The sequence below is a fragment of the Hafnia paralvei genome (assembly GCF_020150375.1).
Lineage (GTDB): Bacteria > Pseudomonadota > Gammaproteobacteria > Enterobacterales > Enterobacteriaceae > Hafnia > Hafnia paralvei.
Map to the genome: position 1 here is coordinate 3,214,271 of NZ_CP083737.1, position 16,377 is coordinate 3,230,647.

Genomic DNA, 16,377 nt, shown 5'->3' on the forward strand with positions numbered 1-16,377 from the left:
GAGTCTCATGGCAGCTAAAGGATTGCGCCAACGCTTCTCTCGTCCCAACTTGCAATCCCATCGATTATTGAGAGGCTTGAGTGGTTTGCTGCTCGTTGCTATCAGCAACGTAAGCGCCAGAGAATTTTATTTTTCCCCTTCCTCTCTTGAGGGGGATGAATTGTCACAGCAGGATATTGACCTGTCTTTGTTTTCGAAAGAAAACGGTCAACTACCCGGTGCCTATCAAACCAAAATAATGATTAATAAGAAGTTGATAGACGACAAAACGATTAATTATATCAACAATAAGAACGGTGCTCTGCTACCACAACTGAGCCCCCAACAATTGCGCCAGTGGGGAGTTCGTGTCGATGCTTATCCCAGCTTAGCAAAGCTGCCTAGCAGTGAGCCATTGATCGACACCATTGATAAATATATTCCTTTTGCATCAGCAACATTCGATTTTAATGCCATGACGTTGCGTATTAGCATGCCACAGGCAGCAATCGATACGCACCATTCCACCGACGTTGATCCTTCGCGCTGGAATGACGGAGCTCCTGTGCTTTTTGCTGATTATGCATTCTCTGGTTCACGACGTGAGAATAGCGACCATACGAGTAACGACACGCAGTATCTCAATCTGCGCAGCGGTGCTAATTTTGGCGGATGGCGACTTCGTAACTATTCAACCTGGAGCCAATCAGATAATACGCAGTCTTGGCAAGCTATTAATACGTGGATCCAACATGATATTCACCTATTGAAAGCCCAGTTTATTGCAGGCGAAAACAGCACTCGTGGCGAGGTTTTTGATAGCCTGCAATATCGCGGTATTAATATCGCATCTGACGATGAAATGCTGCCCTACAATCAGCGTGGTTTTGCACCAATAATCCGAGGTATCGCCAGCTCTAACGCGGAAATCTCCGTGCGTCAAAATGGTTATGTCATTTATCAAGCTAACGTGGCTCCGGGTGCGTTTGAAATTACCGATCTGTATTCTACGACCAACAGTGCAGACCTTGAGGTAACGGTTAAGGAAGCTGACGGCACCGAACATCGTTTCATCCAACCTTATTCAAGTGTTGCGGTAATGCAACGGCCGGGCAATATCCGCTATGAAGTCACTCTTGCACGCTATCAAGCTGACGATAATCTCACAGCAAATGAGCCGCTTTTCGCACAAGGCAGCGCCATTTACGGGCTTAACAACTATCTGACTTTTTTTGGCGGTGTAACATTTTCACCTGACTATCAAGCATTCAACGGTGGCACCGGCGTTTTGCTGGGTGATTTAGGTGCGATATCGACAGATGTCACTTGGGCGCAAGCGCGTCTAGATAATGATGAGCAGCAAAACGGTCAGTCTTGGCGCCTCATGTATACCAAGAAGATAGAAACCACAGATACTAACCTCACACTCGCAAGCTATCGATATTCAACGAGTGGCTACTACAGTTTTGCCGATGCGAATGAAAAATATGATGATAGCGATACAGACTGGTCGTTTCGCTATAATAAGCGCAGCAGACTTCAGTTAAACCTCAATCAGACCATTCTGAATAGCAGTTTATACGTCTCTGGCTATCAGCAGGACTACTGGCAGACCAGCCGCAAAGAAAGAAGTGTGACATCAGGACTCAGCCGAGTTATTGGGGATATTAGCGTCAATATTGCCTATACCTATAGCAAAACCAGTGATGAGAAGAGCGATCAAATGATGTCGCTAGGTTTTAGTGTGCCGCTCGCTAAGTGGCTACCAAAAAGCTGGGTCAGCTACAATATCAACGCCAGTAAACGGGGCGACACTAGCCATAACGTTGGGCTGAATGGCACGGTGTTGGATGACGATAGGCTGAGTTATTCACTTCAGCAAAGCCATACCAATCATGGCGGTGGGGATAACAGTAGCGTTTATGGCGGCTATCGTTCGCAATACGCCAACGTTAATGCAGGCTATTACTACGCCTCTGATAATTCTCGGCAATTGACCTATGGTGTAAGCGGAGCGGTTGTTGCTCATCCGTTAGGTGTAACCCTGTCACAGCCTCTGGGTGAACAATTTGCTATTGTCAGCGCAAAAGGCGCATCCGGTGTGCGCTTTACGAATCAGCGTGGCGTTCGGACAGATTTCTTTGGCAACGCCATTATTCCTTCCCTTACGCCCTATCAGGAAAACGTTATTCGCATCGATACCACCAGTTTGCCCGATGATATAGACACCGATGCAACGACGATGACCGTGGTTCCAAGTAGGAACGCCGCTGTCAGCACACAATTTACGGCGCATATTGGCTATCGAGCGCTAATCACTCTCACCCGCCCGGACGGCCGCATCATCCCATTTGGGGCTGTAGCCAGCGTGGATGGACTATCCCTAAGCGGAATCGTGGATGACCATGGTGAACTTTATCTCTCGGGCGTGGGTGAAAACATTGCATTGACGGTGCAATGGGGCTCCTCACCTGAACAACGTTGCCACGCTTATGTCGTGTTCCCCTCTTCTTCTGAAGCAACTGTGGGTGGCATTCACCAAGCCAGCGTACTCTGCAAGCCGGATGTAAATCATGCAAAATAAAAAAACCACCGCACATGCTGCATTCTTTCAGCGATGCAAACTTTGCCTAGTGTTGATATTTTCTATCTTCCCTCTTTTCTCTCAAGCGGCAACGACGGTATTGCAGAACTGTTTTCCAGCGCCAGTAACCTACACGATTCATACTGACACAGAACTCCCTTCCGAAGAAAATCACGATGGGTATTCTGCCAATGTGAATGATCACATTGCAGGCAATGGTCCAGCCATCGTTGCGAACTGTACCTGCCCGTACAATCTTTATGCATCCACAGCCATCTATGAAACTACCGCGGGAGGCAGCCCGCTACCTCCAGGAACCAACGGATATGGTTATTTGACTGAACATCTGGATATCGACGTCACAGCCTATGGCGATGCGATAGATTCACCCGATGGCCATGGTCTGCCCCCTATTAATGTTGATACCTATCCAACACCTATTGCAGGCATGTATAGCACTAATGAAGTACAGCTAAGACACACTGAAGGAACAAGTGATGTGTGCAGTGATGCTACAAGACCTGCCGACGCAAGCACTACGAAACGTAGCTTCAAATGGAATATTTTGGCTTTCAAATTTTATATTAAAAAAGCGATTCTTGGCGAAGAGATCATTCCATCAACGGTTATCGTACAAAATTATGCCTGTCTCTCTTTCGGTAACTATTGCAGCGTCACTGACACACAATGGGTCTCCAGTATTCAAGTAACCGGAAAACTCACCGCGCCGTTGAGTTGCACGATTAATGCAGGCAGCACCATAGAGGTCGAATTAGGTAATATCGTTACATCGCAGTTTGTCTCCCAAGGCGAGCCTCCAACCAACTACACCTTAAAAGACGTTGATATCACGTATCACTGCGACGATCCCGCCGCCGCCAACGCAGGGAAAATCAAATTTAGCCTTACGGCAGACCAAGGGGTTGCCGCAGGCAGCAACAATCTCATTGCAAAAATGCTCGACCGTGATGACATCGGCGTACGTATGTTTGATCAAAATAATAATGATATTGTGCTAGACGGTTCGCTCGATTTACCCATCACTCTGGATTCGCAGGGAAATGGTAAGATAAGCATGACAGCGGCGCCGGTGAGCACGACATCAAGTAGGCCCCAACCGGGTAAATTTGAAGGTAATGTCACGGTAAAAATGGAACTTCGCTAAAGTAACCCCATATTCATAGAGCTGTATTATGATGAATATCAAAATACAGCTTTACTGCCCTCTTAGACTGAATAATCCTAGCAAATACATACCGTCTGAAAGAATATTTACTCTTTCTCCTTTTTTTCTCCACGTTTTGAACTCACTGACAGGATAAAGTGCGTTAGCATGGATCGATTTACGTCTAGAACTCCACTTTCAAGCATAAGAGTAAGCGTTATGAGGGTATTTACCCGTGGCTAATTTTTTTATTGATCGCCCCATTTTTGCTTGGGTTATTGCCATTATTATCAGCCTCACTGGTCTGTTAGCGATAAACACTCTGCCTGTTGAGCAGTATCCAAACCTCGCCCCTCCAACGGTACGCATCAGTGCATCCTATCCGGGGGCTTCTGCTCAAACACTGGAAAATACGGTAACACAGATTATCGAACAAAATATGACCGGCCTAGATGGCTTGTTATATATGTCATCTCAGAGTAGCAGCACCGGCAGCGCCTCAATCACCCTGACCTTTCAGGCTGGAATAAATCCTAATGAAGCGATGCAGCAGGTGCAAAACCAGTTGCAAGGCGCGACGCGTAAGCTGCCACAAGATGTGCAGCAACAAGGTGTGACGGTTTCAAAGTCTGGCGATAGCAGCCTAATGACCGTTGCCTTTGTCTCAACCGATCACAGTATGACTCGGCAAGATATTGCTGACTATGTCGCCAGTAATTTACAAGATCCTATCAGCCGTATCGACGGCGTGGGTAGCGTGGACGCCTTTGGTTCCCAGTATGCCATGCGTATCTGGCTCGACCCCAACAAGCTTAATAACTATAAACTGACAACCCAAGACGTTGTTACTGCGATTAAAACCCAAAACAATCAGATTGCCGTTGGGCAAGTCGGTGGAACACCATCCGTCAATGGTCAGGCATTGAATGCCACCATGAATGCCCAATCACAACTGCAAACACCAGAACAATTTCGAGATATCACCCTCAGAGTCAATACCGATGGTTCTTATGTCACCCTAGGGGATGTTGCTACTGTTGAACTAGGGGCAGAAAATTACGATTATCTGAGTCGATACAACGGAATGCCAGCGTCGGGTATGAGTATCAAACTGGCTTCTGGTGCCAATGAACTCGCTACCGATAAACTGGTTAAAGCCAAGCTCACTGAGCTAGAGCAATATTTTCCACACGGCTTAAAAGTCGAATATGCCTATGAAACAACGCCATTTGTACAGGAATCCATCAAGGATGTTGTGAAAACGCTGTTCGAAGCCATTTTCCTCGTGTTCCTGGTGATGTATTTATTCCTACAAAACTTCCGAGCAACCTTAATCCCCACGATTGCGGTACCGGTCGTATTACTTGGCACCTATGCAGTGCTGTATGCCTTTGGCTTCAGTATCAATACCCTAACGATGTTTGCGATGGTGCTTGCCATTGGGCTTCTGGTGGATGACGCCATCGTGGTGGTGGAAAACGTCGAACGCGTGATGACCGAGGAAGGGTTATCCCCCCGAGAAGCTACGCGTAAATCGATGGCACAAATCCAAAGCGCTTTGGTCGGGATTGCCTTAGTGCTTTCCGCTGTATTTGTGCCAATGGCTTTCTTTGGTGGCACAACCGGTGCTATTTATCGCCAATTCTCCGTGACTATCGTTTCGGCGATGGTTTTTTCTGTTTTAGTCGCCTTAATTTTGACGCCGGCACTCTGCGCTACTTTGCTTAAGCCAATTAAAAAGGGTGAGGTTCACGGCCACAAAGGCTTTTTCGGCTGGTTTAACCGCGTGTTTGAGCGTAGTACTCATCAGTATGAAAACGGGGTCGCCCGCATTGTACGCAACAGCGGACGTACCATGCTGTTATACCTGTTGATTATCGTTGGCTTAGCATTCGCGTTCACTCGTTTACCAACCTCTTTCTTACCCTTGGAAGACCGTGGCGTCTTCATGACCCAGATCCAGTTACCCGTTGGATCAACGCAACAGCAAACACTGAAAGTCGTGGAGAAAGTCGAAAATTATCTGCTGCAAAGTGAGAAAAAAAACGTCGTTTCCGTATTCTCTATTATTGGCTCTGGCCCGGGCGGTAACGGTCAAAACGTTGCACGTATGTTCGTACGTTTGAAGCATTGGGATGAACGCTCCAATCCCGATGACTCTTCATTTGCCATTATCGATCGCGCAACCGCTGAATTTAATAAAATTAAGGAAGCTAGAGTTTTTGCGAGCAGCCCACCAGCGATCTCAGGATTGGGTAACTCGGCAGGTTTTGATATGGAGCTCGAAGATCATGCGGGTCTTGGGCATGCTGAACTCATGAAGGCGCGTGACACCTTGTTGGCCGCGGCGGCAAAAGAACCTCAGCTCACCCGTGTTCGCCACAACGGTTTAGACGATAGCCCACAGTTGCAGGTCAACATTGATCAACGCAAGGCGCAAGCGCTAGGCGTTAATATTGATGACATCAACAACACGTTAAAAACGGCTTGGGGATCAACTTACGTTAATGACTTCCTAGATCGTGGCCGTGTCAAAAAGGTCTATGTTCAAAGCGCGGCCCCTTACCGCATGCTGCCAAGTGATATCTATAGCTGGTACGTCAACAACAATAATGGCGAGATGGTTCCATTCTCTGCTTTCGCCAACAGCCAGTGGACCTATGGCTCACCACGACTGGAACGATACAACGGTAATGCAGCGCTAGAAATCGTCGGCGAAGCCGCTACGGGGATTAGTACCGGTACAGCGATGGATATTATGGAGCGCCTTGTCAGTCACCTACCTAACGGTATCGGTTTAGAATGGACAGGCATGTCCTATCAGGAACGACTATCTGGTGCACAGGCTCCGGCGCTTTATGCAATTTCGCTACTTGTGGTGTTCCTGTGCTTAGCGGCGTTATATGAAAGCTGGTCCATTCCATTCTCGGTCATGTTGGTCGTACCATTAGGGGTGCTGGGTGCCGTATGCGCAACGTGGGTGCGTGGGTTGGAAAACGATGTTTATTTCCAAGTTGGTCTGCTAACGATCATTGGTCTTTCCGCTAAAAATGCCATATTGATTGTGGAATTCGCCAATGAACTACATCGTTCAGGGAAAGACTTACTGGAGGCAACGCTGGAGGCGTGTCGTCTACGTCTACGCCCTATATTGATGACGTCGTTAGCATTCATCTTTGGTGTATTGCCAATGGCGATAAGTCATGGCGCTGGCTCAGGCAGCCAACATGCGGTCGGGACTGGCGTATTAGGTGGAATGTTTACCGCGACCATCCTTGCCATCTTCTTTGTGCCAGTATTCTTTATTTTGGTTCGCCGCCGCTTTCCCGGAAAAACGGCGTCCGCTATAGAACCAGATGAAATCATCCCGCCCAAAGAATAATCACTAAACCATCACCCTCTCCCGATGGCGGTGGTTTAACGCTGACAAATAAAAGGCAGCCCGCGGGCTGCCTTTTATTTGGGTGAAACCATGGTGTTTGGCTTGTCACAAATTATCAAGAATATTCGTTTAAAACGATCCACAAATTACCAACGGTTTTAAACTTATAGCCTCTACCTCGAGGGACTTTCTGACCAGTTTGTGATTACTGGTGCTTGTTTGACAACATGGCGTCAATAAACGCTTTCCAGTTGCTTAGTTCTGTATCAATCATATTTACGTCTTTGGTGGCTTACAAAATTTAGTACCCGATCATGATAACCTTTTACAGACCAATGGTGAATATTTGACCTAGTCGATATTTCTATAAGAACGACCATTAGGAAGCACTATTTAGATAAAGCGCAGCCTCAATTTACACAGTCGGAACACTCTTAGCGCTAACACTCTGGATCATGAGCTCTTTTTCCCGCATTATGTGTTAAATAATTTAACAACATCAACAAGTCAGGGTCTGCGCTACGCACCATGAATTCGCCAGATCGTGAGCTTAGACACAGGTACTCTTGCCGCATGACAGCAAATTTAGAAAAAGCACCTCTTTATCTTTATGGCATCAAGAACTGCGACACCATCAAAAAAGCCCGAAAATGGCTTGAAGAGCAACAGGTGGTCTATCAGTTTCATGATTATCGTGCCGATGGTTTAGAGCCGGCTCTGCTAAACACTTTTATCGCCCAATTAGGGTGGGAAGCGTTACTGAACACGCGCGGAACGACATGGCGCAAGCTGGATGAATCCTTACGCAACAGCATCACCGATGCCGATAGCGCAGCAGCATTAATGCTGGAACATCCCGCAATAATCAAACGCCCACTATTGGCACATAATGACCACATGTTGTTGGGATTTAAACCGGAGCAATATGCACATTTTTTAGCTGAGGAGAAAATACGATGACCTGCCCAGTACTTGAGCTCACTCAGCAGTTAATCAAATGCCGTTCTGTTAGCCCTGAAGATGCAGGCTGCCAAGAACTATTGATTGAACGTCTGCAAGCAATTGGTTTTACCATCGAAGATATGACATTTGGTGACACCCGTAACTTTTGGGCTTATCGCGGGGGTAATGGCCCAACGCTTGCATTCGCCGGCCATACCGACGTGGTACCAAGCGGGGATGAATCCAAATGGACCAATCCACCTTATGAACCAACCCTGCGCGACGGTATGATATACGGCAGAGGCGCAGCGGATATGAAAGGTTCGTTAGCAGCCATGGTCGTTGCGGCTGAACGCTTCATCGAAGCCAATCCTCACCATCAGGGGCGTCTGGCTTTCTTAATCACGTCAGATGAAGAAGCTAGCGCGGTAAACGGCACCGTAAAAGTGGTGGAAAAGCTGATTGCGCGTCAGGAGAAGGTCGAATATTGCTTGGTTGGAGAACCGTCTAGCACCGAGAAAGTCGGTGATGTGGTCAAAAATGGCCGCCGTGGCTCAATGACGGCCAACCTTTATATTCAGGGCGTACAGGGCCATGTTGCCTACCCGCATTTGGCCGATAATCCCATTCATAAAGCCGCTCCTATGATAAATGAGTTGGTCAATGAAGTTTGGGATGAGGGGAATGAATTCTTTCCCCCTACCAGTATGCAGATCGCGAATATTGCCGCGGGTACGGGTAGCAATAACGTGATCCCTGGCGAGTTATATATACAGTTTAATTTCCGCTTCAGCACGGAGTCGACCGTCGATTCGATTAAGACGCGGGTCAAAGCGCTGCTCGATCGCTACCAACTCACCTATAGTTTAGAGTGGAACGTCTCAGGCTTGCCTTTCCTAACCGCACGCGGTCATTTGGTCGATGCTGTCGTCAATGCCATTCAGCATTATGGCGAAATTACGCCGCAGTTACTGACCACCGGTGGAACCTCTGATGGACGCTTTATCGCACAGATGGGTACTCAGGTCGTTGAACTGGGGCCGGTCAATGCCACGATTCATAAAGTGGATGAGTGCGTTCATGCCGCAGACCTGCAAATGCTGAGCCGTATGTACCAAAGAATAATGGAGCAACTCGTCGCATGATCACGCCGGAAATGCTGACCGGACAAAGCACCGAGCATCTTGCCGTACTTTGTGGGAACCATCGTTTACAACCTGAGGCCGTTAAGGCTTTTCAGGCATTGCAATGCGCAGCCAAAGAAGCGGGATTTAATTTACAACCCGCCAGCACATTTAGAGACTTTGCTCGACAGCAAACTATTTGGAATGCGAAATTCAATGGTGAACGCGCTGTTCTCGATGAAAATAGCCAGCCACTGGATATCACAACGCTGACGGATGGTGAGTTATGCTGTGCAATTTTACGTTGGTCTGCACTTCCTGGCGCTAGTCGCCATCATTGGGGAACCGATCTCGATATCTATGATCCAGATCTTTTACCCGATGGGAAAAAACTTCAGCTTGAGCCATGGGAATATCTGGAAGGGGGATATTTCTATCCATTAAATCAATGGCTTTCAGATAATATGGATCGTTTTGGATTTTACCGCCCATTCGGTGATAAGCAGCAAGGTGTTGCGGTAGAGCCTTGGCATCTCAGCTATCGCCCCCTCTCCTCCTTGGCTGAGCATCAGCTAACGAAAGAGGTGCTCAAAAAAGCATGGCAAGATAAACACATTGCGGGTTCAGAATGGCTTATTCCACACCTGTCAGAGATTTTTTCCCGCTTTATTGCCATAAAATAAGCCTTACTTATATGTTTTAAACCGCCTGAATGGGCGGTTTTTTGTCTTAAGCTCAAGAAATTTATACATAATTGAGTGTTACCCCGTACTATTTTTATTGCGGAAACCCCGCATAACTTTACCTCTGAGGTTGTATACTTAACGCAGAGTGAATGGTGTCATGCAGAAAAACGGTTATTAAAATCCGTTTCACCGATGTTAGGTGGTTCGAATCAATGATGCATGGCTAGAATGGCAGCAACGTTGCAGTTCAGCCATTTAATTAGTCCAAAATTTAAGGTGGTAGCTATGCAATGGTTAGCCGCCACAAAACAAATAATAACTATATTTATCAATAACATGAAATCAATTTAGCTTGAAAAATATACGACAATTTACTACAAAACACTACATTTCAGGTCAATATACATCAATAACTTAGATGCTCATTTTGACCTGAAATTCTCCCCTCATCACATACACGGATTCTCATCGAACTCGCTCATCGACATGTCATTGACGACATGCGTCACCACCCCGAATATTTCAAATCCTGTTTCTTCATCTGCGAACGTCACATCATCATAATTTTCCAGTTTCGCCAAACAAGGCACCGGCATCGTTAACAATCTACGCAATACAAATTCACCACATAGCGCAGCAACAACAACGCTTCCGTGTACGGCCCTTTTTGAGCTATCGATCACTAGTAGCGCATCTTTCAGCACACCAGCGCTAGGACAATAGTCTGGACACTTCATAAAGTATGTTGCATGCGGTGTTTTAATGTATAGCTCGTCCAGACTGATTGGCTTGTCTGTGTAGTCCGCTGCCGGAGATGGGAAGCCCATATATCACCTCACAATATACTGTTTTTTTATACAGTATATTTACTGTATAGGTCGCTGTGAAGAGGCTTAGGAGGAGAAAGAGGGAAGATTCTGATTAGGTAGGAATTAAATATTTTGTAAGACTAAACCTTATTGTTACTCTGCTTTATCTCTGTATTATCCGCGCCTGACAATATCCATTTGAATCACTTAAACGCATTAGCGATCCACTGGTATTGTCTCTGCGCCGGAGTCTTGCATACGCTCCGGCGCAAACTTATGAAGTACTAGCAGGCTCATTCATTACGCAAAAGCAGATCTACCTTTTTCTTCAAATCTGCTAACGCCATACCCAGCTTTTCCCTCTCCGACTTCTCAGCCTTTAAGGCTGCAACCAGAAAACCAATCACCCCCATAGGCTCAACACCATAGGTTAAGTTATTTAAATCACTATCAGGTTCAACACCTTCCACCTCCCCTTCGTCGTTATATTTGGGGACTAAAGGCGATTTTGTGCTGATGATATCAGGGAGGATTTCTTTAAATTCCTGAGCAATGATCCCAGCAGATGGAAGCCCGCTATCTTTGAATAGGTAAGTATAACCGTTAACTTTGTCCAATTTTTCAAGCGGGTTTTCAATCGGTTCAATGTTATCTTTTGCATCTCGATCACACGTCTGAATAAGTGAAACGCATGATATGTTTCCTTGCGTATTAAAATCCCCGTTTTGACGCATAGAAAAATATTTTTCGGTTCCCGGCTTGGTTGCATTAGTTGTTACAAAGACCAAATCGCCAAAATTCTCACAAAACCAATAGGCCATTTGCAATAGTGTGGATGGATACTTAAACCCATATACACCCCAGCTGCTAGAGCTAGTAATTACGTGCACTGAGCCACCAACGTCTATTGGGGTAGTAACTCTCCCGCCTCCTTTATTATTCACCGTATCCCATCTTGGGTCGGTTTTAATATCGTTTATTTGTGTGACTATTCCACCCCATGCGGGGCCAGTAAAACTGCTGCCATCTGGAAGTTTTACGGTGACATTCCCTGTCGCACTAAATACCTGCTGCCAATTCTGTTTATCGTAATTCAGTCCACGCAGAGCCTGCGCTGTTTCTGCTGCAAGTTGCGCAGTAATAGCGTTCATTGTATCGCGCGGTACTGCTGACCATGCTGCACCCGCTTGAGTTGGCCCGTCATAATTTTTGAGCAGCGTAACGCCGGTGGCACTATTTACGGTTTTAACTGGCAGCGTATAGGTCACTCCACCCACGACAGAGACGATAAAGTCCCCTGCCTTTAAATCTGTGGTAAACGCCGTTCCTGCACCCAATACCGCTGCAGAGTTATTTGTTAATGTTATTGTTCCGGCTGACATAATGGCCTCTAAATGTATGAAATAAAAAACCCGCGCTCGGCGGGCTTATGGATTTTTAGGATCTAGACGTTGTGGTATAGAGTGGCGTCAAGTATTGGGCATGGAAGTGGATAATTGGCAATATTTGGCGTGGCGCCCCCCGTATTCAGACTGGTGTATTGATTTCGCGCTGACCGGCCAGATCCCACATTCCTACCATTTATCGTGAAACCTCGAATGGGTATAGTCCATAGGCCATTATTGATGGCGTCATAGCCGCAACGTCCCAGCGGTATCATTGGCTTATCTACGCCAGTATCGACGGTACCCGTTCCAATGTTTTTCGTTGTTACTTTTGAGAATGGAATATGTGCACTGCTATATACCAATCTCCCCGACTTATTCCAGATTGCTAGTCCATACTTCGGCAATGTTAGATTGGGAACTTCTCCGAACGCCGTGAGGTAAAGAGTCGTTGCGGCCGTTGATGAAATAGTTTTATCTGCATGGTTCATTTCAACCACTGCAGATGGGTTACTCCACCAGCCAAATACTGCATCTCCGGATCCGGCTATATCTGATACGTTAATCGTCGCATTAGCTGCAATAGAGCGCACGGCGTTGGCACGAACATAGCCGATTTTAATTGTGTCTGTGATAGCCTGTGGTGATGTGCCACCAAAGAATGCTACCCCATATGAATTACTACTTATTTTCGGGAAGGTTGTTGTTTGGTATACGCTAATTGATAGCGGTGCCTGCTGCGCACCAGGAGCATCGAGTTTAGTATTGAAATTTATAATCAAATTACTACCACTACGAGTAAATCCGGTAACGCTAACAAAATCCACGCCGACATAGGGCGATGGCGCAATGATTGCCGCGGTTGATACGTTGTATATCAGCACGATTTGCGCCGATTCTGGCACGCCCCCCAACACATTGAAGGTCATAGAGGTCGCAGTTGTATAAGCAAGATTAAATTCAAGCTTTGTAACAAACGTCAACATGCCGCTTGCAACGTCGGCAAGGTTAAACATCCTCCCCGTATTTGGGTTTCTCACCGCTAGACCGTAAGCCATATCTCCACCTTAAAAACAAAAGGTGGCCTAAGCCACCCAGGGAATTACCAAACGCCCGTTAATCTTCCAAATTGCGCCAAAACCACACCATTTTCATCCCTAGATGTGATTGTTTGGTTGGTCTGTTTCATTGCCCCCTGACCCGGTGTACTACCGTAGTTCTCAAAGGTACCATTTCTAAAACCAATTCTTAACCCAACGCTATTCTCAACAAAGTTATCTGATTGTAGATAGTCAGCAATTTTTGCCGATCCTATAGAAGCCTTTTGAATAAATGCGTCATCGATGAACACCTGCCCATTAACAACTGCAAACGGTGAGTACTGGGTATTACCGCTTCCGCTCATTAAAACAAACTGATCGGCATTGAACCCTATGCGAGTAACAACTGGTTTCCCTGTAGGTGCCAACACGGCTATCGACATGCCTGCATTATAAAAAACACCATTTATGCGAACGCCAGCTTTAAGAGCATGAATTGCCGTTGCACCATCAGCATCTACAGTTGCCGTTAGCTTGTCTTCAAGGACAGAGGTCACATCCTCAAACTGCGCCTGAACCTGAGTTTTCATCTCGGCCATAGCCCTATCAACTTCGGCAATCGTTGTCTTTACTACCAGAATATCCGCGCGAACCTCCCCGTATTGTGCCCACTGATGCTCTACAGTGGCGTTATTGGCCAGCGCATTTTGTATGATCCCTTCAATATTCGTATCAATATCACTGGTTAGCTTCTCACCATCTTCAGAGGTTAAAAATTCATCCCCAATGCCCTCCAGATAATCCCCCGCGTTACCGTTTGACGCACCACGGATCCACCCCGTCCAATCCCCTTGATTACCAGTACGATCAACAAGGCGCGCGCTATACCAAAACTCCTGCCCAGCCTTTAATCCAGTTTGCGTATAGCTTCGCTGTGGATAAGGAATATCAGAAAGCAACATGGCATCACCGCCGCCAGCGGTTGTGGAGTATTGAATTTCAGTTTTTAGCGTATCTTCAGCACCATCTGGAAATCCCCAAGAAAGCAAAATCCCCCACAATAGTGGATCAGCCTTGAAACCTACAGGCAACGGCGGCTTCCCTTCTTTCCCATTTAGAGTTATCTCTAGTGATGTATTCCATGGCGATGATATTTCGCTAGCGTTTATAGCCCGTACGCGAACACGATAACGCCCCGCGTAAATCCCTGTAACATCAAAGCCAGTAACGGAGGAGCGTGGCATGCTTATCCAGTTGCCATTGTCCTTGCACCACTCAGCCACATAAGCAATCGCATTGGGTGCGGCATCCCACCCTGCATGCATTGTAGTTACCGCTATACCCTGACTAACGATTGAATTGCTAGTGATTTGAATATTAGCTGGCGGAGCCTGCACACCTGGTGGAATTACCGTTATCGGGCGATCATCAATTTTCGCACCAGTATCAATGCGGGCGTATTTGTCAGGGTCATGCTCAACACAGGAAATATTGAAAGTGTTATCGTTGTTATCCTCAATGCTGATAACTCGATATAACTGAATAGCTAGGTCGTCAGCCTCAATACCCCAAATTGCCTCTGGTTCTGGCGTTTCACTATAGGCGGTTGAAACAGTGACAATGTCACCATTTACGGCAGTTATTGTGCGAGATTGCAATGATCCAGATGGCAAATTGACCTGCAGGCGTTCCCCTTCCTTGGTATCTGGCTTGCGGTCTAATTTAATGTTTCTGCCATTTACAGCAGAAATTCTCCCACTGTAGACACGCCCTGCTCTACGCTGGTCAGGAAGGCCAATAATATAACCGGGCATGGGTAACTGTCCCTCTAGCCCAGTAGTGAAGCTAGCGGCACCATCCTTGCTGTTGGTTAGTATGGCCCATAACCCCCTACGCCTAGCTTCGGTTTGGCGAGTGCAGCCAATCGCTGATAATTCAATTTGATTCACACTATACCGACGCATTAGTTCAATATCAGAAACAGCCTCAATTTCGTCCTGATAGTTGGTTGTAGGGTTTGACCAACTGATTAATGCCTGGGTAACGCGATTGCGCTGGCTGCCGCCTGTGTAGTTAATCTTTCCAATGATATTGGCGTGGGTGAAGTTGCGGAACACATCCCTTGGCATGTCCGCAATAACTGAAAGTTGGTTGTTCATCCATGAAGTCATACCTCGGAAGATCCCAGCTATATCGCGCAGCACTGTAAAGGCATCCGCTTGCGACTGAATGTATACGTCGCACATATAGCGCGGTTCCATTCCATCACCACCACGACCATCCGGTACCAACTGATCGCAATATTGAGCGATACGATAAAGCTCCCATTTATCAACCTGCGCAATACCCAGCCGGCGACCGAGCCCAAATCGCTTTTCAATAATTAAATCAAAAAGAACCCACGCAGGATTGTTGCTAACGGCAAATTTAAAAGTTCCATCCCAGCTCGCAGCATAGGTTCTTGTTCTTGGATCATAACTGGTTGGAACGCGGATTAACCTTCCTTCTGGTCGGCAACTGATTTTAGGGATGTTCGAGAAAAGCCTAGAATCAAATTCAACAAATAATAATGCTGTATTCGGATAGCGTAATTTGGCGTCAATAACCTCCGCGATAGCTTCAATCATTGACTTACTGGCTATTTTTGCACTCGTAGAGTCGGCGGTGATGCGTCGAATGCGCACTTGCCATCCGGTATTAGCCCTAGGTAGGTTAATGCGATGACTACGCTCGTAAAGCGTTGTAGTTTTGCCATCTACCGCCGTTTTTAATACCGTCTCATAGGGCCCGCCATCTACGGATAAATCGATTTCGTATTGAACTTTATAACCTACCAAGTCACCGTTATCTTTTTGCTCTTGGAGTGCGGGAAACCCAAGGCGAATACGAACAGCAGATAACTGCGTGTTGTTAATGGCGCGGATCCACGGCTGTGATTTTTTTAATTCGGTGTTAACCGTGATTTCATTTTCTACGCTTGGGATCCCTTTGATATACGTCTGCGCCTGCGTACCTGGCCGATATTCCCATGTAACGCCCGGAAAATTATTGCTTCCGTCAGCGTTTATAATTGGCGTTCCATCCAGATAGATATGCTTACCATCCAACGTACCGCCCAGTTCGCCTTCCGCAAGCGCTAAAAGAATCTTTGCGCGGGCAACTGACTGTAGGCTATCTGGTGATTCTGAAGGCTGGCGACCACTACCGCCTCCGCCTTTGTTACCTTGGATTAATTGCATAATTCCTCGCATAAAAAAAGGCCGCCCGTAGGCAGCCTATTT

11 protein-coding genes are annotated in these 16,377 nt (G+C 46.6%); 6 read left to right on the forward strand and 5 right to left on the reverse strand.

Annotated features, from left to right (window positions below; translation table 11 throughout):
* Window positions 1–7: 7 nt before the first annotated feature.
* The 3 genes from K9N75_RS15080 (at window position 8) to acrD (ending at window position 7,110) form a co-directional block, all read left to right on the forward strand.
* A complete protein-coding gene (locus tag K9N75_RS15080) occupies window positions 8–2,563 on the forward strand; it encodes a fimbria/pilus outer membrane usher protein (protein ID WP_224451790.1) in 2,556 nt (851 codons plus the stop codon).
* A complete protein-coding gene (locus tag K9N75_RS15085; protein ID WP_020303647.1) occupies window positions 2,553–3,728 on the forward strand; it encodes a fimbrial protein in 1,176 nt (391 codons plus the stop codon). The genes K9N75_RS15080 and K9N75_RS15085 overlap by 11 nt, the downstream gene beginning before the upstream one ends.
* Before the next feature lie 235 nt (window positions 3,729–3,963).
* The gene (acrD, locus tag K9N75_RS15090; protein ID WP_064573299.1) at window positions 3,964–7,110 is read left to right on the forward strand and encodes a multidrug efflux RND transporter permease AcrD; all 3,147 of its coding nucleotides are present in this window, start codon (window positions 3,964–3,966) and stop codon (window positions 7,108–7,110) included.
* 205 nt (window positions 7,111–7,315) lie between these two features.
* Here acrD and K9N75_RS22920 read toward each other — a convergent pair whose 3' ends face one another.
* Window positions 7,316–7,384 carry a hypothetical protein gene (locus K9N75_RS22920; protein WP_488175268.1) on the reverse strand — a complete coding sequence of 23 codons (69 nt, stop codon included), beginning with the start codon at window positions 7,382–7,384 and terminating at the stop codon, window positions 7,316–7,318.
* Between the two features lie 299 nt (window positions 7,385–7,683).
* Here K9N75_RS22920 and K9N75_RS15095 point away from each other — a divergent pair, with 299 nt between their 5' ends.
* The 3 genes from K9N75_RS15095 to K9N75_RS15105 are packed head-to-tail and all read left to right on the forward strand — an operon-like array spanning window position 7,684 to window position 9,859.
* Window positions 7,684–8,070 (forward strand): ArsC family reductase, encoded by a 387-nt coding sequence (locus tag K9N75_RS15095; protein ID WP_095661664.1) that lies wholly within the window; start codon window positions 7,684–7,686, stop codon window positions 8,068–8,070.
* Window positions 8,067–9,197 carry a succinyl-diaminopimelate desuccinylase gene (gene dapE, locus K9N75_RS15100; protein ID WP_039188170.1) on the forward strand — a complete coding sequence of 377 codons (1,131 nt, stop codon included), beginning with the start codon at window positions 8,067–8,069 and terminating at the stop codon, window positions 9,195–9,197. Before K9N75_RS15095 ends, dapE begins: the two co-directional genes overlap by 4 nt.
* On the forward strand, window positions 9,194–9,859 hold the full coding sequence (locus K9N75_RS15105; protein WP_039188169.1) for a M15 family metallopeptidase: 666 nt from the start codon (window positions 9,194–9,196) through the stop codon (window positions 9,857–9,859). The genes dapE and K9N75_RS15105 overlap by 4 nt, the downstream gene beginning before the upstream one ends.
* A gap of 452 nt (window positions 9,860–10,311) precedes the next feature.
* Here K9N75_RS15105 and K9N75_RS15110 read toward each other — a convergent pair whose 3' ends face one another.
* From K9N75_RS15110 to K9N75_RS15125, 4 genes are all read right to left on the reverse strand, one after another.
* Entirely contained in the window at window positions 10,312–10,689 is a 378-nt protein-coding gene (locus K9N75_RS15110) for a HumD family translesion DNA polymerase (protein ID WP_224451791.1), read from the reverse strand.
* A gap of 275 nt (window positions 10,690–10,964) precedes the next feature.
* The gene (locus K9N75_RS15115) at window positions 10,965–12,053 is read right to left on the reverse strand and encodes a tail fiber domain-containing protein (RefSeq protein ID WP_224451792.1); all 1,089 of its coding nucleotides are present in this window, start codon (window positions 12,051–12,053) and stop codon (window positions 10,965–10,967) included.
* 62 nt (window positions 12,054–12,115) lie between these two features.
* Window positions 12,116–13,114: a DUF6453 family protein gene (locus K9N75_RS15120; protein ID WP_095661880.1), complete on the reverse strand. Its 999-nt coding sequence runs from the start codon at window positions 13,112–13,114 to the stop codon at window positions 12,116–12,118.
* Between the two features lie 44 nt (window positions 13,115–13,158).
* On the reverse strand, window positions 13,159–16,335 hold the full coding sequence (locus K9N75_RS15125; protein ID WP_224451793.1) for a TipJ family phage tail tip protein: 3,177 nt from the start codon (window positions 16,333–16,335) through the stop codon (window positions 13,159–13,161).
* Window positions 16,336–16,377: the final 42 nt, after the last annotated feature.